The following is a 25,616-nucleotide window of genomic DNA, read 5'->3' as shown; positions in this document are numbered from 1 at the left end:
CACTGGCTGCCGGGGGAGGAGATAGCTCCCCCGGCAGCCAGGCGCGGTGCGGCAGTTATCCGTTGGCCGTGCCGTTGCCGGACAGGGCCGGGATGTCGCTGACAAGGTGCGAGAGCGGCTCGTCGCCCTTGGCCTGGGTGGAGTTCTCGGTGCACTGCTGGTTCTGCGGTGCGGACAGGACGGGGATGTCCTGTACGGCAACGGGCACGAGGATGCCGACGAGGGATCCCACATTGGCCTTGACGGGGATACCGGCGCAGAGCTTGTTCAGCGAGCCCTGGACCGCCGAGAGCTGCGGGCTCTGGCTGCCGTGGGTGCTGCTGTTGCCGTACGCCTGTCCGGCGTTGTTGCCGCTGCTGCTGGTGGTGCCGTCATCGTCGCCGATGGCGGCCGCGTTCCCGGCGGTGCCGGCCAGCGTGAGGGCGGCGAGGCTGAGGGCCAGCGGGAAGGCAGGGATGCGCATGTCACTCCAGGTAGGGAAGCATTGGTCTGGTGACATGAATCAGTACCGCGTCCGCGCTCTGCGGCCGGGCATATTCGCCCATTGGCAGGGTGTCGCGGGAGCGGAGCTGACGGAGATCATCTGACCGGCGTCCCCGGATGGCCCGCCGCCGTCCGTTCTCGCCGGCTGCCGAGGGGGGCGAACCCCATGGCGCTGTCCGGCCCGCGACCCGTGTGAGGTCGCGGCGACGGCATGGAGGCACATGTGTGACGTCGTGTCAGGCGCTCAGGATCACTTGGGTTCGCGGGTCGGGGCCGTCGGCGTGCGCGGCTTCCTCCATCGCCCGCAGGAGCAGTCGGAACGTTTCCCGGTCGACGGTCTGCATGACGTGCCGGAGCTCGACGGCACCCGAGCCCAGCAGCGAGCAGGCGAATTCGAGTACGGCCAGGTCCTCCGCGGAGGCGCGGCGCGACCAGCCCAGCGAGAGCCTGAGCTTCCTGACCGCGGTCCAGTCGACGGCGGGGCAGGCGCCGCCGCGGTCGATCAGCGGCTGCCCGGCGGCGGCCGAGAGATCCAGGTCCCCGGTGAAGCGTCGCAGCCACACGCCGTCGTGGTGGGCGCCGAGGAGGCGGGTCGCGGCCCGCTTGCGCTCGTCGTGTACGTCCCTCAGCAGGCTCTGGGCCAGCTGTTCACCCGTCGTCGTGTCGGCCATGACCGTCATCGATTACTCCGTTTCCCAGGGGGCGGCAGGGGGCCCGTATGCCGTGTTGCCGTAGATGCCGGGTGATCGCACGGCCTTGGTCTTTCCGCCTGTCGGCCTGTCGGCCCGTGGAGCGGTCGGTCTCCGCCGTGTGCGCGTCTTCCGGCGCGCCTTCTTGTCTCCCGTGCGGCGCGCGGCAAACCTGCCGGGCCCTGGCCGTCCGCACCCTCGGGGGCTCCGCAGCGCCCGGCGATCGGGACCCAGGCGGCGGGCGGACAAGTTGCCGGGCGCTCATGATCAGCCTAATTTTGCGGCGACCCGGCTTTTTCTCAGGCACGAGGAGAAAAGCTTCATGGTGAAAGGCCTTCCGCACCGCACGCCCCGGCGTCCCCGGGGCCCGGATCCGGACCAGGAGCGCTCGTCGCGTTCGGCGGCGACCGACCGGATGGCGCGCACGCTGCTACGCCGGCGGAAGAAGGCGCTCAGCGCCGAAGACGTGATGGTTTCGGACCGTCCCAAGGTGCGGCGCGCGGTGACGGCCGCCGCGCTGGGCAACACCATGGAGTGGTTCGACTTCGGCGTCTACGCCTATCTGGCGGGCACGATCGGGAAGGTCTTCTTCCCCTCCAGTTCGCCGGGCGCGCAGGTGGTCGCCACGTTCGCCACGTTCGCTGCGGCCTTTCTGGTGCGTCCGCTGGGCGGTCTGGTGTTCGGGCCGCTGGGCGACCGTATCGGCCGGCAGAAGGTCCTTGCCGCCACCATGATCATGATGGCGGCGAGTACGTTCGCGGTCGGTCTGCTGCCCACGTACGCCTCGATCGGATTTGCCGCCCCGCTGCTGCTGCTCGTGTGCCGACTGGTCCAGGGCTTCTCCACGGGCGGCGAGTACGCCGGAGCCACCACTTACATCGCCGAGTACGCCCCCGACCGGCGGCGCGGATTCCTGGGCAGCTGGCTGGACTTCGGGACTTTCGTGGGCTACTCCCTGGGGTCGGGCCTCGTGACGGTGCTGACCCTCACCCTGGGGTCGGACGGCCTGGAGAGCTGGGGCTGGCGCATTCCCTTCTTCATCGCCGGCCCGCTCGGGCTGATCGGCCTGTACATGCGGCTGAAGCTGGAGGACACCCCGGCCTTCCAGCAGGAGACCGCCTCCGCGCAGGCACAGTCACAGGCGCAGTCGGAGGGCGGGGAGGGAGAGGACGCGGACCCCGTCGAGCAGGCCCGCCAGTCCGGCCACGGCCGCCTGAAGGAGATCTTCACCCGGCACTGGCAGGCGCTGCTCATCTGCATGGGCCTCGTGCTGCTCTACAACGTCACGAACTACATGGTCACGTCGTATCTGCCCACGTTCATGACGGCGACCCTGGGCGAGAGCGATACGACGGCGCAGCTCCTTGTCCTCGGCACCATGCTGCTGGTGGCGCTGTCCATCACGGTGGTGGGCCGCAGCTCCGACCGGTGGGGCAGACGCCCGATGTTCATGGGCGGCAGCATCGCGATGATCATCCTCGCCATCCCGGCGTTCCTGCTGATCCGCAAGGGCGGCATCCTGCTGCCCGCGTTCGGCTGCGTGATTCTGGGGCTGCTGCTGGTCTGCTTCGCGGGCACGGCGGCGGCGACGCTGCCGGCCCTGTTCCCCACCCGCCTGCGCTACGGGGCACTGTCGATCGCCTACAACGTGTCCGTCTCCCTCTTCGGCGGTACGACTCCTCTGCTGGCCTCGTTCCTGGTGGAGAAGACCGGCAACACCCTGGTGCCGGCCTTCTACCTGATGGTGGCCGGTGTGATCGGCCTCGTGTCGACGTTCTTCCTGCACGAGACCGCGGGCCAACCCCTACGCGGCTCCGGCCCGATGGTCGAGACAGCGGAACAGGCCCGCGAGGTGGTGGCGCACAGCCGCACGGAGGCGGGACGTCACGCCAGGGACGTGTGGCTGCGACTGTGGCATCCGCGCGGGGGCGGGGGCCGCGATCAGTCCAGAAAGCCTCGCAAACGCGACGAGTGAGCCCGGCGCTGCACCGTCCGGGCTCACACGCGCGGGCGGCAAGTCCCCGTAAGGGGGACGGTCAGTGCCCGGGCTCCGGCGGGGGAACGCTGCCGCCGGGTTCAGCCGGTAGGGCGGGGCCGTCTCCCGACCCGCCTCCGGCGGCTGCGGCGAGGCTCTGCCGGAGGTGAGTCAGGCGTGCGATCTCCGTGTCCAGGGTTGCCAGGCGCTCGGCCACGACACCGTGGAACTCGCCCGGGCGGCTGCCACAGGACCGCGTCGGGTGCTGGACGAGGAGGTCGAGGCGGTGGGCGCGACGGCGGACGTCCTCCAAGGTGAGGCCCAACGCCAGCAGATCGCGGATCACGCGGACGCGGGCCACATCGGCCGGACCGTACTCGCGCTGGCCGGAGGCGGTACGCGGCGGGGACTGGAGCAGGCCGCGGGCCTCGTACAGGCGCAGAGCGCGCGGTGTGGTGCCGGACGCCGCTGCTGCCTCGCCTATCCGCATGCCCGCTCCCCGTGTCCTACAGCTCCACGATGGCCGCACCGAAGGCGCGGCCTGCGATCAGATGAGGCAACGCCTCCCTGGCGCGCTCCATTCCGCGGAACGCGGTGTACGGGAACCGGATGTCGCCCGACCGCAGCCAGTCCCCGAAGCGCGTCTCCCACTCCGGCTCCACGTCTGGATGGTCCGTGCCCCTGTAGCCGGCGATCCTGATGCCCCTGGTCACCAACCGGTATGTGTCGAGCTCGGTCGGCGCGCTTCCGCCCGCGCGGTCGGGGGACAGCTGACCGGCCAGCGCGCCCACCAGGGCGAACCGGGCACCTGGATTCGCCGCGTGTACGGCGGCGATCAACTGTTCGCCGCCTACGGTGTCCAGGACGACGTCGATGCCGTCCGGTGCTGCCTCGGCCAGCTGTGCGCCGATCGGGGCGGCGCCGCGCAGGACGGTGGCGTCGTAGCCGAGATCCCGTTCCAGCCGCCGGGCCTTGTCCGGTGAACCTGTGCTGCCGATCACCCGGCCTGCCCCCAGCAGCCTGGCGATCTGGCCCGCCAGGGTGCCCACGGCGCCGGCGGCTCCGGTCACGAACACGGTGTCGCCCTTTCTCACCTCGGCAAGGCGGGTCAGCGAGCCGTAGGCCGCGGAGCCCTGGGCTAGGTGGGCCACCGGGTCGGGCAGGATGCCCTCCAGCGGCCTGCACTCATCGACCGCGGGCGTCGCATAATCCCGCCAGCCCTGAAGGTGCAGCACCAACTGGCCTTTCCTCAGCGGCCCGTCGACCACTTCGCCTATTGCGGGCCCGAGCAGGGTGTCGCCGGGGTGCAGCGGTGGCAGCGGCACATCGCGGGTCTCGCCTCCGATGAGGGTGCGCAGGCCCGGGAAGACGTGGAAGTGGGTGTTGCGGACGAGTACTTGACCGGGCCCGGGCTTGGGGAAGGGGGCCTCTGCCAGGGTGAAGTCGTCTGGGGCCGGCAGTCCGGACGGGCGACGGGTCAGGCGTATGAGGCGTTGTGTCGTAGTCATGGCGGGACGCTAAGCGCTGACCCGTGGGGCAGGGGCAAGGGTCAGTTCGGGGACGGGCTTTCGGCCGGGGGGTCCTGGCTGTGGGGGGAGCGCGGTTCGCCTTCTGGTGTCACCTCGAAGGCGTTGAGGAAGTTGCAGATGAGCTGATAGAAGCCCACGGTCATGACGAGGTCTGCGAGCTGGTTGACCGTCAGGAAGGTCAGGAGTCCGGCTCGTGTGGCCTCATCCAGGGTGTGCCGCTCCAGGAGCTGGTTCGTGGCGTCCAGTACGGCGGCTTCGGGGCCGGAGAGCTTGTCGGCGGAGCCGGTTTCGGCGGCGGCGAGTGCTTCCGGGCTCAGTTCCACCAACTGCGCGATCTTCTCGTGGTGGTGCACCTCGTAGGCCGCTTCATAGGCATAGCCGACCCGCACGATGGCGAGTTCGCGCAGTGGGTCAGGGAGGGAGTTGTGCTGCAGGACCGCGTCTCCGAGTCCCAGCAGGGCCGGTGCCAGGTTCGGTGAGTGCATCACCATCCAGAAGATGTTGAGCGAACCGTGCGCGACGATGGCCTCCCGCAGATCGGCGGGCACTGTGGCCGGGTCCGGGTACTCCATGTTGGCTCCGTTCGAGAAGGGGAGGCGCGGGGCGGGGGCATCGGCCGGGGGTCTGGGGCTCCGCTGGGCGCGGCGGCCTTCTCCTCTTCGTACCCCGATATATGCGGGCGTCCGTGCTCGGCCTTATGCGCGCTTGAGCCTAGGGGCACAGGTGGGGTGTCGCCTCCTGTTCCCGCGACGGATTGCGGGGCCGCTTTTGCTCACACGGAGAACTGGCGCCACTGCTCGGATCTGTGCCTAAAGTCTGAGTCCGGAGCCGCCGGACGGCAGCGTGGCGGGGTCAGCCCTTGTCGGCTTCCTGCGCCACGCGCTCCAGACGGCTCCGGTAGTCCTGCCACCATGCCTGGTCGCCGGGCGGCAGACTGTCGTTGTTCTGCAGGTATCCCACGGAACCGTCGATGAGCTCGCGCAGGATGTCGGCGTGCCCTGCGTGCCGTTGAGTATCGGAGATCACGCGCACCAGGATGTGGTTCAGTGTCACCTCACTGCGCTCCTCGGGCCACCACGGGACGTGGCCGGTCGCATCGAGCGGCAGCATCGCGATCGTACGGTCGGAGTGCTCCCACGCCTGGTGGTACAGCCGCACGATGTCGTCCCGCGACTCGTCCGCGGAGGCCCACATGTCGGCGTTGAGTTCCGGGTCTCGCGTGTACCACCAGGATGGCGGCTCCTCGTCGAAGAACGGCCGCCCGGTCATGCGAGGCAGTCTCGCAGCCGCCACTGACAACCGGGCTACGTGCGGGACGCCGCTGCCCCAGCGGTGCCTGACACACCGTCAATATCTGCTGGCGTGGGTCCATTCCTGCCCGCGGCTCCTTCGGCGGGTGCAGGGCGGCAATCCGGTCGCACCCCGACTCGCGGTCTGGCTAGCCTTTTGGCTGGAGTGAGACGAGAGGAGCCGGGACGTGCGACGGATGTCCCCGCAGGAGAAGAAGCGGCTGAGCTATCGGAGGGACCGGCGCAACGTCTACGGCGAGAACGACAAGAGCTCCCGCAAGAGCATCCGACGGAACAAGCGGGCGACCAAGAGCGCGAACCGGAGGCTTGAGCGTCTCGCTCTCGCACAGGGGGCGTGCTTGCGCGGCATCGCCGATGCCGATGCAGGTGCCGACGTGATCGAGCGGGGCCTGGCCAGGCGGTGGCCGAAGTCCTGGAAGAAGTTCCCCGACGCACCGCTGGGGGAGGTCGTCGCCAACGCACTGGAGCGGCGGGCCCGTACCGAGAGGCAGGCAGTTACGCGAGCGCCCCTGAGCTGACGGCGGCCGCGTGCCGGCGATACGAGGCCCCGCAACGGCCGGAGCCCCGGACGCGTGGCGTGCCGGGGCTCACAGCGGAAGGAACGGGGTCGGTCTAGTACGGGCCGTTCACGTTGTCGATCGAGCCGTACCGGTCGGCCGCGTAGTTGCACGCCGCGGTGATGTTGGCGACGGGGTCGAAGCTGTCCGTCGACGTGCCGGGCACGTGGTAGGCCTCGAAGGTGGGGTCGATGACCTGCAGGAGCCCCTTGGACGGTGTGCCGGCGACGGCGTTGGAGTCCCAGTTGTTGGTGACCTGGGGGTTGCCGGAGGACTCGCGCATGATGTTGCGGTGGATGCCCTCGTAGGTGCCGGGGATGCCGTGCTGGGCCAGGACGTCGAGCGACTCCTTGATCCAGCCGTCGAGGTCGTTGGTGTAGGTCTTGGCGGCGGCGGGCTGGGCGGAGAGAGTGTCCGACCGCTCGGAGCGGTCCGCCCGCTGGGCCGGGGCCTTCTCGCCGAGGGTGAGCTTGACGCCGGGCTGGATCAGCTTCGGGTCGTTGCCGAGGGCGTCGCGGTTGTCCTCGTACAGCTTCTTCCAGCCGCCGCTCAGGGAGTGCTCGCGGGCGATCTTGGCGAGGGAGTCACCGGCGGTGACGACGTAGGTCTTGGGGGCCGCGGCGGGCTTGGCGGCGGAGGGCGCCGCGCTCGCGGTGGTCGCGCCGATCACCGGGAGGATGAGCACGGCCCCGCCCGCTCCTGCGGCGGCGATGTTGCGGTTGAGCGAGCTGGACTTGGGGCGGCGGTGCTTACCCTTTGCAGGCATGACGAATTCCTCTCCGTCGCCTGCGAGGTGAGCTGTCGGGTTCGGACGGGAGATGTCCGGTCGCACCGTGAATACGACTTCACCCCGAGCCGTTCCGGTATCCGGATCGGCGACTTACCTGGGTCCCCCGCTCCTGCCGTGCGTGAGTGTGTGGGTGGGAAGGGTTTCCGGACAGCGGCAGGATTCGGCGTTCCATCCGGATTGACTTTGACGTTAAGCGAGAAAGCCGGAGAGGAACAAGACACGAATTCGCATAGGCAATGCAGGTGATCTTCCCTTGGCGAGAAGGATCTTTCGACCTCGTTGATCAAAAAGGCCAACTTTCTTGGCGTGCAGCGGAAGTGCACTCCGTGGCTCCCTGGAGCTGCGATCGAGGGCGTGACCCAATTCACTGAATACGGTGCAACCAATGCCAAGATCGAGAACGCGCAGGGTCGATTCATTTGACGCTAATAATCAGCAAGGTGGGCGATGGTGAGCGTATGCCTTTAAGAGAGTGAAAGCATGCTATTACATGCTAAAATGGACACGGCGTTAGTTCGCTAAATGCATCAGAACGGGCATATCGACCTTCTGTCAACGGGGTGGCGGGAGCGGGCGGGGATTGTCCATGGCTCTCGCTCTCCGTCGCGGAGAGGAGTGCGTACGTATGGCCGCAGTCTCGGACCGCATCCTGAATGTGACGGTGTATCAATACCCGTTTGGCTTCTGTGCATCAGCAATTCATGGACGTTCGGCCCGCTGTCGAAAGTTGTGAAAACACGCGCCGGCATCCGCAGTTACGGCAGAACGGCGCTGTACGGTGGCCGCCCGGTTTGGGTGCGGGCGGAAGGCGCAGGCGTGGAAGACCAGGACGCGGAACACCGCCCGTATTTGCCCATCGCCGAGCACGGCCTGATCGGGGATCTGCGCGGTGCGGCCTTGGTGGGGACCGACGGGCGTATCGACTGGTTCTGCGCGCCGCGATTCGATTCGCCCAGCATTTTCGGGGCGCTGTTGGACGCGGAGCGAGGCGGGGTATGGGAGTTGTCGCCGCTGTGCGCGACAGCATCCCGCCAGCAGTTCTACGTTCCCGACAGCGCAATCCTCATCACGCGCTTCCTCACCGAGGAAGGCATGGTGGAGGTGCAGGACTTCATGCCCCTCCTGCGCCCCCACGACGAACAGCACCGCCAGCGGCTGGTGCGGCGCGTGGTGGCCGTGCGCGGCAGCATGCGCCTGCACGCCCGGATCGCGCCGCGCCTGGACTACGGGCGTGCCCGCCACCGGACCGAGAGCGGCGAGGGCGAGGTCCGGTTCATCTCCGAGGATCTGACGCTGGTACTGCGCAGTGATGTCGCCCTGGATGCCCAGAAGGGCGAGGCCCACGGTGAGTTCGAACTCGGCGAGGGCGACCAGGCCCTGTTCGTCCTGGACGTCGGCGAAGGAGCAGGGGGCGAGACATCAGCAGCCGGCCCGCTGGATACGGGGGAGGCCGACGCGCTGTTCGACGGCACGGTCGCTTTCTGGCGCGCCTGGCTGAAGCGGTCGACGTATCAGGGGCGATGGCGCGAGATGGTGCACCGCTCCGCCCTGACCCTCAAGCTCCTCACCCACGAACCCACCGGCGCGATCATCGCGGCGCCCACCCTGGGACTGCCGGAACGCATCGGCGGCGAACGCAATTGGGACTACCGCTACGTGTGGATCCGCGACGCCGCGTTCTCCCTCTACGCGCTCCAGCGCCTGGGTTTCACCGACGAGGCCGAGGCGTTCGTCGGGTGGCTGACGCGGTGCCTGGCCCGGACCGGCGCGGACGAGGAGCCGGGTCCGCTGTGCGCGATGTACACCATCGACGGTGACGCCGAACTGCCGGAGCGCGAACTCACCCACCTCGAGGGGTACTGCGGCTCTTCGCCGGTGCGGGCCGGCAATGCTGCCGCCCGCCAGTTGCAGCTGGATGTCTACGGCGAACTCGTCGACTCCATCTACCTGTTCAACAAGTACGGGACGGGCATCTCCCACACGGCGTGGCACGACCTGACCCAGATCATCGAATGGCTTCTGGAGAACTGGGACAGCAAGGACGAGTCGATCTGGGAGACCCGCGCGGGACGCCAGCGGCACACCTATTCGCGACTCATGTCCTGGGTGGCAGTCGAGCGCATGGTGCGCATGGCACGCCAGCGCGGCCTGCCCGCCGACCTGGCCCGGTGGATCGACGCCCGTGACGCCATGTACCGCCAGATCATGGAGGAGGGATGGAACGAGGACCGCGGCAGCTTCGTGCAGCGCCTCAGCGACAAGGACGGACCGTCCTGCGACGTGCTCGACGCTTCACTCCTGATCATGCCGATGGTCAAGTTTGTGGCACCGCGTGATCCGCTCTTCCTCTCCACCATGGATGCCATCCAGGAGTCCCTGGTCGTCGACTCGTTGGTGTTCCGTTACGACCCGGCCGAGGCGCCCGACGGCCTGGACGGCACCGAGGGGACGTTCTCGATCTGCTCGTTCTGGTGGGTGGAGGCGCTGACCCGCAGCGGCCGGGTAGAGGAGGCGCGCCTCGCACTGGAGAAGACCTTCACCTTCGCCAACCACGTGGGTCTGTACGCCGAGCAGATCGGCACCACCGGCGAGCAACTGGGCAACTTCCCACAGGCCTTCACTCACCTGGCGCTGATCAGCGCGGCGGTAAACCTGGACCGCTCCGTGGATGCCGCCGGGGCGTGAACCCGTGGTGGCACAGGGGTCACCCCCGATGGCAGGGTGGTGGATCATCGAGATGAAGGGGGCCATCTACTCGTGCACCGCCAGCAGGAACGGAAGGGACGCCGACCGGGGTATGGGGAGCGGTTCTTGTTCTCCCTGGCACTGGCAGTGGTGAGCTTGCTGTGGATCACTCGGGACATGGCTCAGTGGGCGACCGTGCTGTGTGTCGCCGGTGCGGCCGGGGGAGCGGCGGGAATGATCTACTTTGGTCGGCTTCACATGCGTTCACGTGGGGCTTCCCGGTAGGGGATGGCGCCGATCTGATCCCGTCAGCAGCGTCACCGCAGCGTCGGCGGGCCCTTGGGGGAGCGGGTAAAGGCGCCGGATCTGCGCAGGTCAGGAGGTGTCCGGTGGCGGTGTAGGGCCCCGGCTAGACTCCTTTGCATGGTCATATCGTCCCGTGGCGAAGCCGGCCCCGGGATGTGGCGGCAGGAGGCGGGCGCTGTGGTGCGCCGGGTCGCGCCGTTCCCGGAGCAGGCGATTGCCCCTTACGCCATCTTTGCCGGGCTGCAGGTTCCCCCCGTTCCCACGGAGTGGGCGCCGCACTCGCACCCCCGGCATGAGCTGGTCTGGGTCCGCGGCGGAACGCTGACCTCCCGGGTGGCGGACCGCGTCTTCACCGTGTCCGAGGGGTACGGGCTGTGGATGCCTGCCGGGGTGGTGCACGGCGGCCGGGCAACGGCGGGCGCGCAGTTCCACGAGGCGTTCTTCGCCCCCGACCGCACGCCCTTCGCCTTCGAGGAGCCGGTCGCGGTCGCGATGACGCCGCTGCTGGAGTCGCTGCTCACCCATCTGTCCGACATGGGTCTTGACGCGGGGGCCAGAGCGCGGGCGGAGTCTGTCGTCTTCGACGTGCTGCGCCCGTCACCACGCCAGTTCGCGCTGCAACTGCCCGGCGACCCCCGGATCGACACGATCGCCGAAGCCCTCCTGGAGGATCCCGGCGACTCCCGCTCCCTGGAGGAGTGGGCCCGGTCCCTGGAGGTCAGCGACCGCACGATCACTCGCGCGTTCCGCCAGGCCACCGGCCTCTCCTTCGCGCAGTGGCGGCAGGCGCTGCGGGTGCACCGGGCGCTGACGTTCCTCTCCGAGGGGCTCGACGTGACGACCATCTCCGAGGAGCTGGGCTACGCGCAGCCCAGTACCTTCATCGCCGCGTTCCGGCGGATCACGGGAACCACACCGGGCGCGTTCTTCGACGCCGACGGAGCCTCCGAGGGTGTCCGGAATCCCGTATCGGATGTCCAGAACTCCTGATTGTCGACATCGCGGGCGCTCTATAAGCTCCTCGGAGTTAGGTAACCCTTAGTTGTTGCTCGCCGCGAACGGCGTTCTCCGTTCGTGGAGAGTCCGCTGCCCACTTGGCCAGGGCGGACGGAGGGTGCCGCACCCCTCGCCCCTCCGATCACCCGGACCCACTGATGTTCACAAGCCCCTCCCGGCAGGCCGGTCGCCCCCTGGCCGACGCCCCACCGGTGGCCGCCCTCAACGGGCACGATCTGCACCTGCGCTACGGCGGCACACCGGTCGTCCACGGCGTCTCGCTGAAGCTGGCACCCGGCCGCGCGACCGCCCTGGTGGGACCGAACGGCAGCGGAAAATCCACGCTGCTGCGCGCACTCTCCCGACTGCACCAAGTGGACGGCGGCCGGGTGACACTCGGCGCCCCAGGCCAGGCGAACGAGCGCGACGCGGCGCTGCTCAGCGCCCGTCAGTTCGCTCGCGAAGTCACGCTGTTCTCCCAGTCGAGACCCGCTCCCGGCGGCCTGACGGTCAGGGAGGTCGTGGCGTTCGGACGCCACCCCTACCGGCGCGGCTTCGCGGGACTGACCGCCGAGGACCAGAAAGCCATCGAGCACGCGATGGGCGTCACCGGCGTACGGGACATGGCCGACCGGCAGGTCGGGGAACTCTCCGGCGGGGAACTGCAGCGCGTCTGGCTCGCGGCCTGCCTGGCCCAGGACACCGGCGTCGTACTGCTCGACGAACCGACCAACCACCTCGACCTGCGCTACCAGATCGAAACGCTCGATCTCGTGCGCGATCTGGTCGTGGAGCACGGCATCGCCGTCGGGATCGTGCTGCACGACCTCGACCAGGCATCCCGCGTCGCGGACACGCTGGTCCTCATGCGCTCCGGGCGCGTACACGCGGCCGGAGCACCCGCCGACGTCCTGACGGAACAGAACATCTCCGAGGTCTACGACATCCGCGTCGAGGTCGGCGTCGACCCGCGCACGGGCCGTCTGCGCATCGACCCCATCGGGCGCCACCCCGCCTGACGCGGACCCACTGCCCCGCCCCGAAGCGGCACAGGCGGAACGCCGCCCGAAGCGGCACATCCGCCTCCGCGACGCCTCGCCACAAAGACGCCTCGCAACAAAGACGCCTCGCCACAAAAACGCGTCGCCGAAAACCAAGAAAGAGGAACGTTCATGAACCGTGCCCATCGCCTGGCGGCGTCAGCCTCCACCGGGCTCCTGCTCCTGGCCGCAACGGCCTGCGGTACGACCAGCGTCGACAAGCCCGAGACCGCCGGCAAGGCCGGCGCCTCGCCCGCGTCGAAGGACTGCGCCAAGGACACCACGACCACCTCGACGAAGCCGGTCTCCTTCAAGGACGGCGTCGGCCGGACCGTGAAGCTCGACAAGCCCGCCGAGCGGATCGCGGTCCTGGAATGGCAGCAGATCGAAGACGCGCTGACCCTGTGCGTCACCCCCACCGCGGTATCCGACGCCAAGGGATACCGCACCTGGGTCAGCGCCGAGAAGCTGCCCGGCAAGGTGACCGACATCGGCACCCGCGAGGAGCCCGACCTCGACACCCTCTACGCGGCCAAGCCCGACCTCATCGTCGTGGAGGCGTTCGACGCCGACGACGAGACCCTCAAGAAGCTGGAGAAGCGCGGCGTCCCCGTGATGGCCACCCGGGGAGCGAACCCGAAGGACCCCATCGGGAACATGCGCGAAGTCTTCGGCATGATCGGCGAGGCGACCGGCCGCACCGAGCGCGCCGACCAGGTGCTCGGAGAGTTCGACGACCACCTCGCGGCGGCGAAGAAGAAGGTCACCGACGCCGATCTGCCCACCAAGGACTTCCTGTTCTTCGACGGCTGGCTGCAGGGCGGCAACCTCACCATCCGCCCCTACAGCGACGGCGCCCTGTTCACCGAGATAGGCAAGGAACTCGGCATGAAGCCGGCGTGGACCGACGACGTCAACAAGAACCACGGGGACGGCGGCGTCGACAAGTCCTACGGCCTGGCGCAGACCGACGTCGAGGGACTCACCTCGGTGGGCAAGGCCAACCTCTTCTACGCCAACGACGAAGGAGCCGGCGGGTACGTCGGCGCGCTCAAGAAGAACCCGATCTGGAAGACCATCCCGGCCGTCAAGGAAGGCCGCGCGCACTCCTTCCCCGCGCGGGTGTGGGGCGCCGGTGGTCCGCGCTCCTGCGCGCAGGCGATCGACGCGTACGTCGACGTCCTCAAGAAGAAGTGAACACACCGCAAGAAGAAGTGATCACACCGCGGATCACGGCACCTACAGGGAAGGCGCTGCCGCGCGCCGAGCACGGCGGTTCGCCCGCCGGGCGCGGCGGCGCTCCCGCCGGGGTGGCCGTCCTGGCGCTTCTTCTCGGCCTGACCGTCCTGGTGGGCCTATGGCACCTGACGCAGGGAACATCGGGCGTCGGCTTCGGCGACCTGGTGCGCCACCTCGCCGGGCAGCGGGAGGACTCCGGCGGGGCGCCGGTCGGTGAGATCCTCACCGGCTCGCGCCTGCCGCGCCTGTTCGCGGGCGTGGCGGTGGGCTTCGCGCTGGGCTGTGCGGGCACGCTGCTGCAGTCCGTCACGCACAACGCGCTCGCCTCTCCCGACACACTCGCGGTCACGGCCGGGGCCTACTTCACGCTCTCGCTCGTCGCGGCCTTCGGCTTGACCGTCCCGCTGTGGGCATCGGGCACCGTCGCCTTCGCCGGCGGCCTGGCCGCGGCGGCGCTGGTCCTGCTCCTGGCGGGCCGGGCCGCGGGCACCGCGGGCACCCGCCTGATCCTGGCCGGATCGGCGATCGCGATGGCCCTGGACGCGGCGACCGCGACGCTCCTGATCCTCTTCGACCAGAACACGACCGGCCTTTTCGCCTGGGGCAGCGGTTCGCTCGCCCAGCTGAACATCGACGCGTCGATGCGCGCCTTCCCGCTCCTGGCCGTAGTGCTGTGCGTTGCCCTCGCGCTGTCCCGGCGCCTTGACGTGATGAACCTCGGCGACGACGCCGCAGCCACCCTGGGCGTGCCGATCCGCACCACCCGGGTGACCGCCGTGCTCTGCGCGGTGCTCCTGACCAGCACGGCGGTGACCCTCGCGGGCCCCATCGCCTTCGTCGGCCTGGGCGCACCCGTCCTGGCCCGCCTGATCGCCGGACGCGTCCGGTCGCTGCGCCGCCACCTCCTGCTCGTGCCCGCGGCCGGACTGCTCGGCGCGCTGCTCATCCTGCTCGCCGACGCGACCCTGCGTGCGATCCAGGGCGCGGACGGGGCCGCGGCCATTCCCACCGGCGTGCCGACCGCGCTGCTCGGCGCCGTCGTGATCGTGGTTCTCGCGCTGCGTCTGCGCGACACCGGGGCGCTCCGCCAACCGCCGCACGCGCGGATCGCCGCACGCTCGCGCCGCGCGTTCCTGTCCGTCGTGTTCGGCGCGGTGATCCTCCTGGCCGGGGCGGCGCTCGTGGCGGTCCTGGCGGGAAGCCTCTGGCTGCGGACGGGTGACCTCGCGCTCTGGGCGCAGGGCACCGCCCCCGACCTGATCGGCCAGGCACTCGACGACCGGTTCCCGCGCGTACTCGCCGCGATCCTCGCCGGGGCGGCACTGGGCCTTGCCGGATGCGTCGTACAGAGCACGGTGCGCAACCCGCTGGCGGAGCCGGGCGTGCTCGGCATCACGGCGGGCGCCGGACTGGGCGCGGCGGCCGTCGCCACCTCGGGCCTGTCCGGCGGACGGCCGTTGCTCATCGCGGTAGCCGTCGCCGCGGGGCTCGCCACGTTCGCGGTGATCGCCCTGCTGTCCTGGCGCGGCGGCTTCCTGCCCGACCGGTTCGTCCTGATCGGCATCGGCTGCGGATACGGCCTCAGCTCCATCACCACCTTCCTGCTGCTGCGCGCCGACCCCTACAACACGCCCCGGATTTTCACCTTCCTCTCCGGCACGACCTACGGGCGCACGCTGTCCGACGTCGTACCGGTGGCGGTGGCCCTGGCGCTCGCGCTCCCGGTCATCATCGCCATGCGCGGCCGGCTCGATCTGCTCGCCGTCGACGAGGACACCCCGCGCATCGTCGGGGTGCGGCCGGTACGCGTACGCATCGGGGCCCTGACGATCGCCGCGGTGCTGGCGGCGCTCAGCGTGATCGCCGTCGGCGCCGTGGGCTTCGTGGGGCTGGTCGCCCCGCACCTCGCCCGCTCCCTGGTGGGCTCCCGGCACGGCCGCGCGATCCCGGTCGCGATGCTGCTCGGGGCCCTGCTGGTCTGCGTGGCCGACGCCCTGGGCCGCACGGTCGTAGCACCCGCGCAGATACCGGCGGGGCTGATGATCGCGCTGGTCGGCGGCCCGTACTTCGTGTGGGTGCTGCGGCGCTCACGCGCATGACGCCGCCGTGAACCCGCGGGCAAAACCCCGTCCCCTCCGATTGGCCACAAGCATCGGTATGCCGTCTCGACTAGAGCAACAGGAAACGCCCGTGAAGTTCGTCGTCGTCCCGTTCGAGCCCGACACACCGCCGACCCTGCTGAAGCGGCTCGCACCCGACGAGGTGCGCAAGCGCTGGCACACGGTCGACCGCTCCGCTCACGTCCCGCACATCGTGGCCGTGGCAGGGGACGACGGTACGGACTGGACCGCTGCCGCGCTGGTGACGGGACGCCCGCACACGGCCTATCTGAAGATCGTCGACGCCGTCGGCGTCGTACCGGAAGCCGTCCGGGCCGTCCTGGCCCACGCGCGCGGCCAAGGCCTCGCCCAGGTCAAGTGGGAAGGCTGGACGGCGAGTCCGGAGGCCGCCGCCGCGGCGGGCTTCACCCCGCTGCGCCCGCCGCTCACACCGGCGGAACACGCCGAAGGACCCGGGACCGGCTACGTCCGCTGGCTGCACGAGGACACGGTGAGCGAGCCCCCGTACTACGGGCAGACCACCCACTTCACCTGCGGCGCCGTCACCGCCCTGATCGCGCAGACGCACGCGGGCGTGCTGGCGTACCAGGACCTGGACCGCCGGGCGGAGCTGGCCCTGTGGCGCGACGCGACCAACTTCCCCGCATGCGAGCCCGTCCGACTGGGCGTCGCCGTACGCCGGGCCTGGCCCTCGTCCCCCGTCACCATCCACCTCGACACGGACCGCCCCGTCCTGCTCGACCACTACCCGGACGGCGAACAGGAGTGGCGCGCCCTGCTCCAGCGCACCTCGCGCACGGACGCCGGACAACTCGGCGTCCCGATCGACGCGCATCGCCTGTCCCTGTCAGAGATCCGCGGCGCGCTCGGCCGGGGGGACCGCGTGCTGCTCCTGCTGTCGCTTGCCGGCATGCAGGGCTTCGACGTTCCGCACTGGGTGCTCTGCCACGGCGCCGTACCCGGCGCCCTCGTGATCGACGACCCGTGGGCCAACGCGGCGACGGGCGACACCTGGGTCGACGCCCATCTGCTGCCCGTCCCCGACGCGTTGCTCGACACCATGTCCACTCTCTCGGACGAGCCGTTCCGCGGTGCGGTGACCATCGGCCGCCCGCACTAGGAAGCGGCCGTCCCCGCCACCTCACCCACAAGGCGCACGGCCGCGACCGGTAGCCTGGCCGTGCAGCCACCCCTTGAGGGCGGTTGCACGGCGGTGGGGCCCGCCGTACCCAACCGTGACCGCATCGGTCGCCAACGGTCCCTACCTGACCCTTTCGTGCGCCCGCGCACGGACCAAGACATCAGGTAGGAGCCTCGACCGTGCACCCCGAACAGCCCGAACAGCCCGAACAGCCCGAACCCGGCGCCCCGGCCACCGGCCAGCAGGCCGAAATCCTCGCCGCCATCGCGGCAGGCGGGGCCCTCGGTGCCTGCGCCCGCTACGGCGCCACCCTGATCTGGCCCACCGCGCCGACCGCGTTCCCCTGGACCACGTTCTGGATCAACGTCACCGGCTGCGCGGCCATGGGCATCCTCATGGTCCTGATCACCGATCGCCTCACCGTCCACCCCCTGACACGGCCCTTCCTCGGCACGGGTGTCCTGGGCGGCTACACCACCTTCTCCACCGCCACGCTCGACACCCGGCATCTCCTCGACCACGGGCGTCCCGCCGCGGGACTGCTCTATGCGACCGCGACCCTGCTGGCCGCGTTCGCCGCGGTCTGGGCGGCGGCCGCCGCCACACGCCTCGCCGTCACCCGCCTCGCCGTCCCCGCGCGTACCGACGCGGAACGGGGGCGGCCGTGAACTGGCTGATGGTCATCTCCGGGGCGATCGTCGGCGCCCCGCTGCGCTACCTCACCGACCGGGCCGTCCAGGCCCGCCACGACACCGCCTTCCCCTGGGGCACCTTCGGGGTCAACATCGCCGCCTGCGCCGGCCTCGGCTTCCTCACAGGCGCCGCCACCGCCACGACCGTGCCGACCGCGCTCCAGCATCTGATCGGCCCCGGTCTGTGCGCGACGCTCAGCACGTACTCGACGTTCTCCTTCGAAAGCCTGCGGCTGGCGGAGACCGGCGCCAAGTACCTTGCCGCCGTCAACGCCTTCGTCAGCGTCTCCGCAGGCCTGGGCGCCGCGTATCTCGCTGCCGCCCTCGCCTCCCGGGCGCTGGCCTGAGAGGCGAGGGCGTCGACTGCGACTGGCCGCGAGATCCTGCTTGACCTTCGAGTCGGGTCGAAGGTTTACGGTCGGGAGTGTGACGAGCTACCGCATCTCGCAGCTGGCCGACCGCAGCGGCGTGCCGGCGACCACCCTGCGTTTCTACGAAGGGGCCGGACTCCTGCCCGCCGACCGGACCCCGGCCGGCCACCGGCTGTACGGCGAAGACGCGGTCGAGCGCCTCGCGTTCATCAAGACGGCCAAGCACCTGGGGCTCGCGCTGGAGGAGATCGGCGAGTTGCTCGAGGTGTGGGAGGCCGGCGCCTGCCGGGACGTGAAGGCCGACCTGCGGCCGCGGATCGCCGCCCGCCTGACCGAAGCCGATGCCCGCGCCGCCGAGTTGGCCGCGTTCACTGCTTCCCTGCACACGGCCCTGAAGCATCTGGACACGCTGCCGGATCGTGCGGGCCCGTGTGATCCCCAGTGCGGCTTCCTCGCCCCGTCGGCTCCGGCCCCTGCCGAGGGGTGGCGTACCGCGCCGGTGGCCTGCTCGCTGACCGGCGACGGGGTGCGCGAACGGACCGTGCAGTGGCGCGAGGCGGTCGACGGCGCCGCGCGGACCGCGGTGCCCGACGGGATACGGCTGACGCTGCCGGTCGAGCGGACCGCGCGGGTGGCGGAGCTGGCGGCGGCCGAGCAACAGTGCTGCCCGTTCTTCGACTTCCGCCTCCATCTCGACGGGCCGCGCCTGCACTTGGAGGTCCGCGCGCCGGCCGATGGCGCCGATCTGCTCACCGATTTGTTCGCCCCGGCCGCCTGACCCCGCTTCCCTTCCCATCCGTATCCCCATCGTCACCCCCACCCCCGTCTCCTTATCTGAAAGTTCCTGCCGTGCTCGTCGCCCGTTCCATCGCCCTGTTCGTCGTTGCCGCGCTGTTCGAGATCGGGGGCGCCTGGCTGGTCTGGCAGGGCATCCGCGAGCACAAGGGCTGGATCTGGATCGGGGCCGGCGTCATCGCCCTTGGCCTGTACGGGGTGGTGGCCACCTTCCAGTCCGACGACAACTTCGGCCGGATCCTCGCCGCGTACGGCGGCATCTTCGTCGCCGGATCGATCGCCTGGGGCATGGTCGCCGACGGCTACCGCCCCGACCGCTTCGACGTCATCGGCGCGCTTGTCTGCCTCGCCGGCATGGCCGTCATCATGTACGCCCCGCGCGGCCACTGACCGACGTACCCCCCATGCCGCTGCAACGCGAGGTGCGTGGGAGTCGTGAAGAGTGTGCGCATGAATCTTGGGATTCGGTCACGGGAGAGGAAAACTCGGAGGGCTCACTCGGCGCTTTCGAACAGGTCGGGCGCCGACCCATGCGATGGGAGACCGATCAACGATGTTCACTCTGGTACGGAGCAGAGTGCGGACCGCCGCGCTAGCGCTCTCGGCCGTCGCGGCCCTTGCCTTCGGCGCGACCGCCACGACTGGCGCGACTGCCGCCCCCGCCCCCGCCCCCACTCCTGCTCTCGCGAAGCAGGGACCGACCTCGGTGGCGTACGTCGAGGTGAACAACAACAGCATGCTGAACGTCGGCAAGTACACCCTCGCCAACGGCGGCGGCAACGCCTTCGACGTCGCCGTGATTTTCGCGGCGAACATCAACTACGACACGACGAAGAAGCAGGCGTATCTGCACTTCAACGAGAACGTGCAGCGCGTCCTCGACAACGCCGACACCCAGATACGGCCGCTGCAGCAGAAGGGCATCAAGGTCGTCCTGTCGGTGCTCGGCAACCACCAGGGCGCGGGTTTCGCGAACTTCCCCTCCCAGCAGGCGGCTTCGGCGTTCGCGAAAGAGATGTCGGACACCGTGACCAAGTACGGCCTCGACGGCATCGACTTCGACGACGAATACGCCGAGTACGGCAACAACGGCACCGGCCAGCCCAACGCGTTCTCGTTCGTGCACCTGGTGACCGCGCTGCGCGCGAACATGCCGGGCAAGATCATCAGCCTGTACAACATCGGCCCGGCCGCCTCGCGTCTCTCGTACGGCGGCGTCGACGTCTCGTCCAAGTTCGACTACGCCTGGAACCCGTACTACGGCACCTGGCAGGTCCCCGGCATCGCACTGCCCAAGTCGAAGAAGTCGCCGGCGGCCGTCGAGATCGGCCGGACCTCGCAGAGCACCGTCACCAGCCTCGCCCGCCGCACCGTCAGCGAAGGGTACGGCGTCTATCTGACGTACAACCTCGACGGCGCCGACCGCAGCGCCGATGTCTCCGCGTTCACCCGGGAGCTGTACGGAAGTGACGCCGTCTACAAGCCGTAGAGGCGACGCCGCGCCTCCGACAACGATGTCGGAGGCGCGGCGGGGCACAATCGAGGACCAGCTGTGGGACAGGAGGCACTCATATGCGCATCCCCGGACCCGGGCACCAGGAAGACGGCGGGCTGAGCGCCGTCGCGGCCGCGGGCGGCCTGCACCGCTACCAGTTGCGTCTGCATGAGGCGCACGGGCCCGTCGTACGCTTCCAGTTGCCGGGCGCGGACACGGCCGTGTCGGTCGCCGACCCGGTGCTGCTGGAGGCCACGGCGCACATCGACAAGCGGCCCGAGGAACTGTTCGCCTTCCTGGACCCGCTGTGCGAAGCGGGCAATCTGCAGGTGCTGCCCGCCGACGAGCACACACCCTGGCGCTGCCTGCTGCTCTCGGTGCTCGCCGGACGGCCCTCCCACGAGCGGCACTTCGCGCGCTTCACCGAACTGGCCCGGGAGCTCGCGGACCGCTGGGCCGCACAGCCCGAAGGTGAACCCGTCGAGCTCCAGAAGGAGTTGACCGCGCTGTCGCTCCGCATGATCTGCGGGTTCGCGCTCGGCGGCGCCGAAACCGACACCGACCGGGTCGTCACCGCGTTCGAGGAGGTGCTCACCGAGCACCTCGGGCGGCTGTACCAAGTGCCGCGGGATGACCCGCGCTCGGCCGAGCGGGCCGACGAGGCCCTTGCCTATCTGCGCGCGACGGTCGACGGCGTGGTGGCGGCGCACCGAACGGGCGGCCGCGCCGACCGCAGCGACCTGATCGGGGCGCTCGTCGAGGCCGGTCAGAGCCCGGCGCGGATCCGGGACACCGTGATGGTGACGCTGCTGGCCGCCCACCACACCACCGGCGTCGCCGTCTCGTGGACGCTGCACCTGCTCGGCCGTCACCCCGACGCGGCCGATCGCGTCGCCGCCGAACTGGACCAAGTCCTCGGCGAGCGCTCCGCGCCCGACTACGGCGATCTGCGGCGGCTGACGTATCTGGACAGGCTGCTCAAGGAGTCGATGCGCCTGTTCCCGCCCGGCCCCTACGGCGCACGCGAGACGACCGAGGACCTGCTCCTGGGCCCGTACGAGATCCCGGCCGGGACGACGGTGTTCTATCCGTTCTGGGCGGTGCATCTGAACCCTCAGTACTGGCCCGAGCCGGAGCGGTTCGACCCCGAGCGGTTCACGCCCGATGAGGAGGCCAAGCGGCCGCGGCTCGCGTACATCCCCTTCGGCATCGGGCCACGCAGCTGCGAGGGCGCCGCTCTGGCCACGGTCGAGGCGCAGCTCGTGCTGGCCGTCCTCCTCAAGCGCCTGCGCTTTCTGCCCGCGCCTGGGCACGAAGTGACTCCGGTGGAACGGTTCGTGCTGTGGGCGCGGGACGGGATCCGGATGACGGTGCGGCCACGTCACCGCTAGACGTGGCCGGGTCCGGGAAAATGGGGTGCCGCGTGCGGGGCGGCCCGCCAGGATGGGGATCATGAGTGGTGACACGCGTGTGGAGAGCCTGCCGGACACGGAAGAGACGGGGCGTCCGCTCGCTCTGGTCACGGGGGCGGGACGGTCGGCGGGGATCGCGGCCTCCGTGGCGCTGAAGCTGGCCCGGTCCGGGTGGGACGTGGCCTTCACCTACTGGACTCCGTATGACGCGCGCATGGAGTGGGGCGTGGAGCCGGGCGCGGCCGAGGAGTTGCGGCAGAAGCTGGCAGCGCACGGGGCGAGAACGCTGGCGGTCGAGGCGGATCTGAGTGACCCGGCCGTGCCGGCCCAGCTCTTCGACGGCGTCGAGAGCGAGCTGGGGAACGTCACCGCGCTGGTGGTCTGCCATTGCGAGTCGGTCGACTCCGGTCTCCTTGACACCACGGTGGAGAGCTTCGACCTGCACTTCGCGGTCAACGCGCGCGCCACGTGGCTGCTGATCCGGGAGTACGGGCTGCGCTTTCGCGGACAGCACGGCAGCGGACGCATCGTCAGCCTGACCAGCGACCACACCGCGGGCAACCTCCCCTACGGGGCGAGCAAGGGCGCGATGGACAGGATCACGCTGGCCGCCGCGCAGGAGCTCGCCCACCTGGGGGTGGCCTGCAACGCCATCAATCCGGGGCCGGTCGACACCGGGTGGATGACCGAGGAGCTGGAGGCGGAGATGGTCCGCCTCACGCCCCTGGGACGCCTCGGTGTACCGCAGGACTGCGCGAATCTCGTCTCGTTTCTCTGCTCGGCGGAGGGCGGATGGATCAACGGCCAGCTGCTGCAGAGCAACGGGGGCATTGGTTAGTCACGCGCCGCCGAGTCGCAGGGCGCTGTCGATGAGAGGTACGTGGCTGAAGGCCTGCGGGAAGTTGCCCACCTGCCGCTTGCGGCGGGGGTCCCATTCCTCGGCGAGGAGACCGAGGTCGTTGCGGATGCCGAGGAGCTTTTCGAAGAGCGCGCGGGCCTCGTCGGTACGGCCGATCAGCGCCAGGTCGTCGGCGAGCCAGAAGGAGCAGGCCAGGAAGGCGCCCTCGTCGCCGGGAAGACCGTCGACGCCTGCCTCCCCGCCGGAGGTCGGGTAGCGGAGCACGAAGCCGTCGGGCGTGAGGAGTTCGCGCTGTATGGCCTCGATGGTGCCGATCACGCGCTTGTCGTCGGGTGGCAGGAAGCCGACCTGGGGGATCAGGAGGAGGGCGGCGTCCAGTTCCGGCGAATCGTAGGACTGGGTGAAGGTGTTGCGGTCGGCGTCATAGCCGCGTGCGCAGACATCCTGGTGGATGTCCTCGCGCAGCGTGCGCCAGCGATCCAGGGGGCCGTCGAGGTCGGTGGTCTCCAGGAGCTTGATGGTGCGGTCGACGGCGACCCAGGCCATGACCTTGGAGTGGACGAAGTGGCGGCGTGCGCCGCGGATTTCCCAGATGCCCTCGTCGGGTTCGCGCCAGTGCTGTTCGAGGCGGGTGATGAGGCGCAGTTGGAGAAGGTCGGCGTAGTGGTTCTGGGCCAGGCCGGACCGCTGGGCGAGGTGGAGGGTTTCGACGGCCTCGCCGTAGACGTCGAGTTGCAGCTGTGTCGCGGCGCCGTTGCCCACGCGGACCGGGGTGGAGTGCTCGTAGCCGGGCAGCCAGGGGAGCCGGGTTTCGGTGAGTTCCCTCTCGCCCGCTATGCCGTACATGATCTGGAGGTTCTCGGGATCGCCGGCGACCGCGCGCAGCAGCCAGTCGCGCCAGTCGCGAGCCTCGTCGCGGTAGCCGGTGCGCAGGAGGGAGGAGAGGGTGATGGCGGCGTCGCGGAGCCAGGTGTAGCGGTAGTCCCAGTTGCGTACCCCGCCGATGTCCTCGGGCAGTGAGGTGGTGGGAGCGGCGACGATGCCGCCGGTGGGGGCGTAGGTGAGGGCTTTGAGAGTGATCAGGGAGCGGGTCACGGCCTCGCGGTAGGGGCCGTGGTAGGTGCATTGTCCGGTCCAGTCGCTCCAGAACGCCTCGGTCGCGGTGAGGGCGGCTTCGCTGTCCGTGCGTCGCGGCGGGGGCAGGTGGGATGGCTGCCAGGTCAGCGCGAAGGCAACGCGTTCCCCTGCGACGACGGTGAAGTCGGCGTAGGTGGTCAGGTCTTGGCCGTAGGTCTCGGGCTCGCCGTCCAGCCACACCGAGTCGGGTCCGGCCACGGCGGCGGTCCGGCTGCCGTGCTCGTCGTCCACCCGGTGGACCCAGGGCACGATGCGGCCGTAGGCGAAGCGCAGGCGCACGGCGGAGCGCATGAGCACACGGCCGGTGATGCCTTCGATGACGCGGATCATGGTGGGGCTGCCGGGGTCATCGCCGAGGTGCCGCGGGGGCATGAAGTCGGTGACCCGGACGGAGCCGTGGGAGGTGTCCCACTCTTGTTCGAGGATCAGGGAGTCGCCGCGATAGCGACGGCGGTCCGCGGGCGGGGACGGGGCGGGGGACGCGGCGGTATCGGGGAGGGGACCGATCCGCCAGAAGCCGTGTTCGTCGGTGCCCAGCAGCCCGGCGAAGACGGCCGGGGAGTCGAAGCGGGGCAGGCACAGCCAGTCGGCTGTGCCGTCCCGTCCGACGAGTGCGGCGGTCTGCATGTCGCCGATCAGCGCGTAGTCCTCGATGCGGGCTGCCATGTGGTGCTCCAGTTCGGGGGGCTAAGAGAAAGAAAGTGGGGGGCGGCGCGCGTACGGCTACTGCACGCCCTTGATCGGCAGCACGGCCAGTGCGCCCAGTACCGACGCCAGTACGGCGGCGGCGAAGAGTGCCACGTAGTTCGGCCCGTGGTCCCCGATCGTCAGCAGCAGCGTGGCCAGGCCGGGAACCAGGAGGGCGGGCAGTTGGTAGGACAGGGCGATGACGGCCAGGCCGGTTCCGGCGTTGTCGGAGTCGGGCAGCAGTTCGGTCATCATGGCGACGTCGACGGAGACGAAGGCTCCCTGTCCCATCCCGGCCAGGGCGATCCCCGTGCAGAAGGTGGTCAGGTCGTTGGCGCAGAGGCTGAGGAGGAGTCCGACGGCGGTGAACAGGGCCGAACACCACACGATGGTCTTGCGCCTGCCGGTGCGGTCGGAGACCCAGCCGAAGACCAGGGTGGTGACGATGCTCGAGGCGAAGAACGCGCCCAGTACGGTGCCCTGCGCCGAGGGGGCGTCATCGGAGGCGATGCCGAGCCGGTCGGTGAGGAAGTACAGCAGGTAGGTGAGCACCGTGAACAGCGACATCGTGACGAGCAGCCGGCAGATCCACGCCCAGGCGAAGTCCTTGTGCCGCAGCGGGTTGATCCAGTAACTGCGCAGCAGACTCTGCCAGTCGACGGGCGCCGGTTCGGTGCGCACGATGTCTTTGAGTACCGCTACGACGCCGATGCTGGCGCTGAGCGCGACCGCGGCCGGTATGCCGAACCAGTACAGGGGATTGCCGGGCAGCGCCCCCACCAAGGAACTGCCGATGACGGGTGCGATGCCGGTACTGAGCCCGAAGGTCGCCGCCACGCGGGCCCGGATCCTGGCCGGTATCTGGTCGGAGAGCAGCGCGTTGAGCGCCATGCTGGTGGAGGCGAATCCGGCCTGGGTCAGTACCCAGCCGGTGATGACGACGGTGACGTTCGGCGCAAGGGCGAGTACGAACATGCCCGCCGTTCCCAGGAGGGAGCCGCCGAGGATGAAGGGCCGCCGGATGCCGGCGCGGGCGGTGGAGGCATCGCTGAAGTGCCCCAGCGGCGCTGTGATCAGCACGACCAGTACGCCCCCGAGGGCGACGGTCAGGGAGAGCAGCTGGGTCTTGTGCGCGGGGTCCAGTTCCGACAGGCGCAGCGGGATGCTGACCGCCGGAGCGGAGATGGCGGCGAGTGCGACACCGAAGTAGGCGAACACGAACAGCGGCAGGAACAGCGGGTGTTGGGGCCGGCCCCGGAACGCCGCCGGGCCGGGGTCGTCGGCCCGTTCCATGAGTGGGGACATCAT

23 protein-coding genes, 1 pseudogene and 1 riboswitch are annotated in these 25,616 nt (G+C 69.9%); of the genes and pseudogenes, 15 read left to right on the top strand and 9 right to left on the bottom strand.

The features are described 5' to 3' along the window. Nucleotides 1-55 precede the first annotated feature (55 nt). Together ABZ906_RS08425 and ABZ906_RS08420 are read right to left on the bottom strand one after the other, a co-directional pair. Nucleotides 56-463 carry a rodlin gene (locus ABZ906_RS08425; protein WP_361190105.1) on the bottom strand — a complete coding sequence of 136 codons (408 nt, stop codon included), beginning with the start codon at nucleotides 461-463 and terminating at the stop codon, nucleotides 56-58. 256 nt (nucleotides 464-719) lie between these two features. Beyond that, a complete protein-coding gene (locus ABZ906_RS08420) occupies nucleotides 720-1,163 on the bottom strand; it encodes a hypothetical protein (RefSeq protein WP_361379143.1) in 444 nt (147 codons plus the stop codon). Nucleotides 1,164-1,587: 424 nt separating this feature from the next. On the opposite strand from ABZ906_RS08420, the gene proP reads away from it, so the two are divergent. After that, nucleotides 1,588-3,147: a glycine betaine/L-proline transporter ProP gene (proP, locus tag ABZ906_RS08415; RefSeq protein ID WP_361190524.1), complete on the top strand. Its 1,560-nt coding sequence runs from the start codon at nucleotides 1,588-1,590 to the stop codon at nucleotides 3,145-3,147. 61 nt (nucleotides 3,148-3,208) lie between these two features. Here the strand turns inward: proP and ABZ906_RS08410 are convergent, their stop codons facing one another. The 4 genes and pseudogenes from ABZ906_RS08410 to ABZ906_RS08395 all read right to left on the bottom strand — a co-directional run. Beyond that, nucleotides 3,209-3,637: a MerR family transcriptional regulator gene (locus ABZ906_RS08410; protein ID WP_361190099.1), complete on the bottom strand. Its 429-nt coding sequence runs from the start codon at nucleotides 3,635-3,637 to the stop codon at nucleotides 3,209-3,211. 16 nt (nucleotides 3,638-3,653) lie between these two features. Then, nucleotides 3,654-4,655, bottom strand: coding sequence for an NADP-dependent oxidoreductase (locus ABZ906_RS08405; protein WP_361379140.1), 1,002 nt, complete (start codon nucleotides 4,653-4,655; stop codon nucleotides 3,654-3,656). Nucleotides 4,656-4,696: 41 nt separating this feature from the next. Beyond that, nucleotides 4,697-5,248 (bottom strand): carboxymuconolactone decarboxylase family protein, encoded by a 552-nt coding sequence (locus ABZ906_RS08400; RefSeq protein WP_361379137.1) that lies wholly within the window; start codon nucleotides 5,246-5,248, stop codon nucleotides 4,697-4,699. A gap of 280 nt (nucleotides 5,249-5,528) precedes the next feature. Beyond that, a pseudogene (locus tag ABZ906_RS08395) lies at nucleotides 5,529-5,939 on the bottom strand (DUF664 domain-containing protein); the annotation flags it as partial. 214 nt (nucleotides 5,940-6,153) lie between these two features. On the opposite strand from ABZ906_RS08395, the gene ABZ906_RS08390 reads away from it, so the two are divergent. Beyond that, nucleotides 6,154-6,504, top strand: a complete 351-nt coding sequence (locus ABZ906_RS08390) for a hypothetical protein (RefSeq protein WP_361379134.1) — start codon at nucleotides 6,154-6,156, stop codon at nucleotides 6,502-6,504. A gap of 94 nt (nucleotides 6,505-6,598) precedes the next feature. On the opposite strand, the gene ABZ906_RS08385 is transcribed toward ABZ906_RS08390, so the two are convergent. Continuing rightward, a complete protein-coding gene (locus tag ABZ906_RS08385; protein ID WP_361379131.1) occupies nucleotides 6,599-7,309 on the bottom strand; it encodes a LysM peptidoglycan-binding domain-containing protein in 711 nt (236 codons plus the stop codon). 4 nt (nucleotides 7,310-7,313) lie between these two features. Continuing rightward, a riboswitch (cyclic di-AMP (ydaO/yuaA leader) is annotated at nucleotides 7,314-7,509 on the bottom strand. Nucleotides 7,510-8,149: 640 nt separating this feature from the next. Between ABZ906_RS08385 and ABZ906_RS08380 the strand changes: the two genes are divergently transcribed. From ABZ906_RS08380 to ABZ906_RS08320, 13 genes are all read left to right on the top strand, one after another. Continuing rightward, nucleotides 8,150-10,018, top strand: coding sequence for a glycoside hydrolase family 15 protein (locus ABZ906_RS08380; protein ID WP_361379128.1), 1,869 nt, complete (start codon nucleotides 8,150-8,152; stop codon nucleotides 10,016-10,018). Nucleotides 10,019-10,441: 423 nt separating this feature from the next. Then, nucleotides 10,442-11,314: a helix-turn-helix domain-containing protein gene (locus ABZ906_RS08375; RefSeq protein WP_361379125.1), complete on the top strand. Its 873-nt coding sequence runs from the start codon at nucleotides 10,442-10,444 to the stop codon at nucleotides 11,312-11,314. Nucleotides 11,315-11,478: 164 nt separating this feature from the next. Then, the gene (locus tag ABZ906_RS08370) at nucleotides 11,479-12,339 is read left to right on the top strand and encodes an ABC transporter ATP-binding protein (protein ID WP_361190079.1); all 861 of its coding nucleotides are present in this window, start codon (nucleotides 11,479-11,481) and stop codon (nucleotides 12,337-12,339) included. A 153-nt stretch (nucleotides 12,340-12,492) separates the two neighbouring features. Beyond that, nucleotides 12,493-13,557 (top strand): iron-siderophore ABC transporter substrate-binding protein, encoded by a 1,065-nt coding sequence (locus tag ABZ906_RS08365; RefSeq protein ID WP_361190076.1) that lies wholly within the window; start codon nucleotides 12,493-12,495, stop codon nucleotides 13,555-13,557. Nucleotides 13,558-13,613: 56 nt separating this feature from the next. Next, nucleotides 13,614-15,698 carry an iron ABC transporter permease gene (locus ABZ906_RS08360; RefSeq protein WP_361190521.1) on the top strand — a complete coding sequence of 695 codons (2,085 nt, stop codon included), beginning with the start codon at nucleotides 13,614-13,616 and terminating at the stop codon, nucleotides 15,696-15,698. 58 nt (nucleotides 15,699-15,756) lie between these two features. Next, nucleotides 15,757-16,839 (top strand): peptidase C39 family protein, encoded by a 1,083-nt coding sequence (locus tag ABZ906_RS08355; RefSeq protein ID WP_361379122.1) that lies wholly within the window; start codon nucleotides 15,757-15,759, stop codon nucleotides 16,837-16,839. A gap of 272 nt (nucleotides 16,840-17,111) precedes the next feature. After that, complete coding sequence (gene crcB, locus ABZ906_RS08350; RefSeq protein WP_361381323.1) at nucleotides 17,112-17,528, top strand: fluoride efflux transporter CrcB; 417 nt, start codon at nucleotides 17,112-17,114, stop codon at nucleotides 17,526-17,528. After that, the gene (locus tag ABZ906_RS08345) at nucleotides 17,525-17,899 is read left to right on the top strand and encodes a CrcB family protein (protein WP_361379119.1); all 375 of its coding nucleotides are present in this window, start codon (nucleotides 17,525-17,527) and stop codon (nucleotides 17,897-17,899) included. Before crcB ends, ABZ906_RS08345 begins: the two co-directional genes overlap by 4 nt. A 79-nt stretch (nucleotides 17,900-17,978) precedes the next feature. Then, nucleotides 17,979-18,701: a MerR family transcriptional regulator gene (locus ABZ906_RS08340; RefSeq protein WP_361379116.1), complete on the top strand. Its 723-nt coding sequence runs from the start codon at nucleotides 17,979-17,981 to the stop codon at nucleotides 18,699-18,701. A 71-nt stretch (nucleotides 18,702-18,772) separates the two neighbouring features. Then, on the top strand, nucleotides 18,773-19,108 hold the full coding sequence (locus ABZ906_RS08335) for a YnfA family protein (protein ID WP_361379114.1): 336 nt from the start codon (nucleotides 18,773-18,775) through the stop codon (nucleotides 19,106-19,108). 163 nt (nucleotides 19,109-19,271) lie between these two features. Continuing rightward, nucleotides 19,272-20,207: an endo-beta-N-acetylglucosaminidase H gene (locus tag ABZ906_RS08330; RefSeq protein ID WP_361379111.1), complete on the top strand. Its 936-nt coding sequence runs from the start codon at nucleotides 19,272-19,274 to the stop codon at nucleotides 20,205-20,207. 83 nt (nucleotides 20,208-20,290) lie between these two features. Then, nucleotides 20,291-21,604, top strand: a complete 1,314-nt coding sequence (locus ABZ906_RS08325; protein WP_361379108.1) for a cytochrome P450 — start codon at nucleotides 20,291-20,293, stop codon at nucleotides 21,602-21,604. Nucleotides 21,605-21,665: 61 nt separating this feature from the next. Further along, nucleotides 21,666-22,463 (top strand): SDR family oxidoreductase, encoded by a 798-nt coding sequence (locus ABZ906_RS08320; RefSeq protein WP_361379105.1) that lies wholly within the window; start codon nucleotides 21,666-21,668, stop codon nucleotides 22,461-22,463. Here the strand turns inward: ABZ906_RS08320 and ABZ906_RS08315 are convergent, their stop codons facing one another. Beyond that, nucleotides 22,464-24,287: a glycoside hydrolase family 15 protein gene (locus tag ABZ906_RS08315; RefSeq protein WP_361379101.1), complete on the bottom strand. Its 1,824-nt coding sequence runs from the start codon at nucleotides 24,285-24,287 to the stop codon at nucleotides 22,464-22,466. A 57-nt stretch (nucleotides 24,288-24,344) separates the two neighbouring features. Beyond that, nucleotides 24,345-25,613: an MFS transporter gene (locus ABZ906_RS08310; RefSeq protein WP_361379098.1), complete on the bottom strand. Its 1,269-nt coding sequence runs from the start codon at nucleotides 25,611-25,613 to the stop codon at nucleotides 24,345-24,347. Between the last annotated feature and the right edge of the window lie 3 nt (nucleotides 25,614-25,616).

The organism is Streptomyces sp. NPDC046925, assembly GCF_040644915.1.
Taxonomy (GTDB): Bacteria; Actinomycetota; Actinomycetes; order Streptomycetales; family Streptomycetaceae; genus Streptomyces.
The sequence above is the reverse complement of the archived record's forward strand: the minus strand, read 5'-3'. Positions and strand labels throughout refer to the sequence as shown.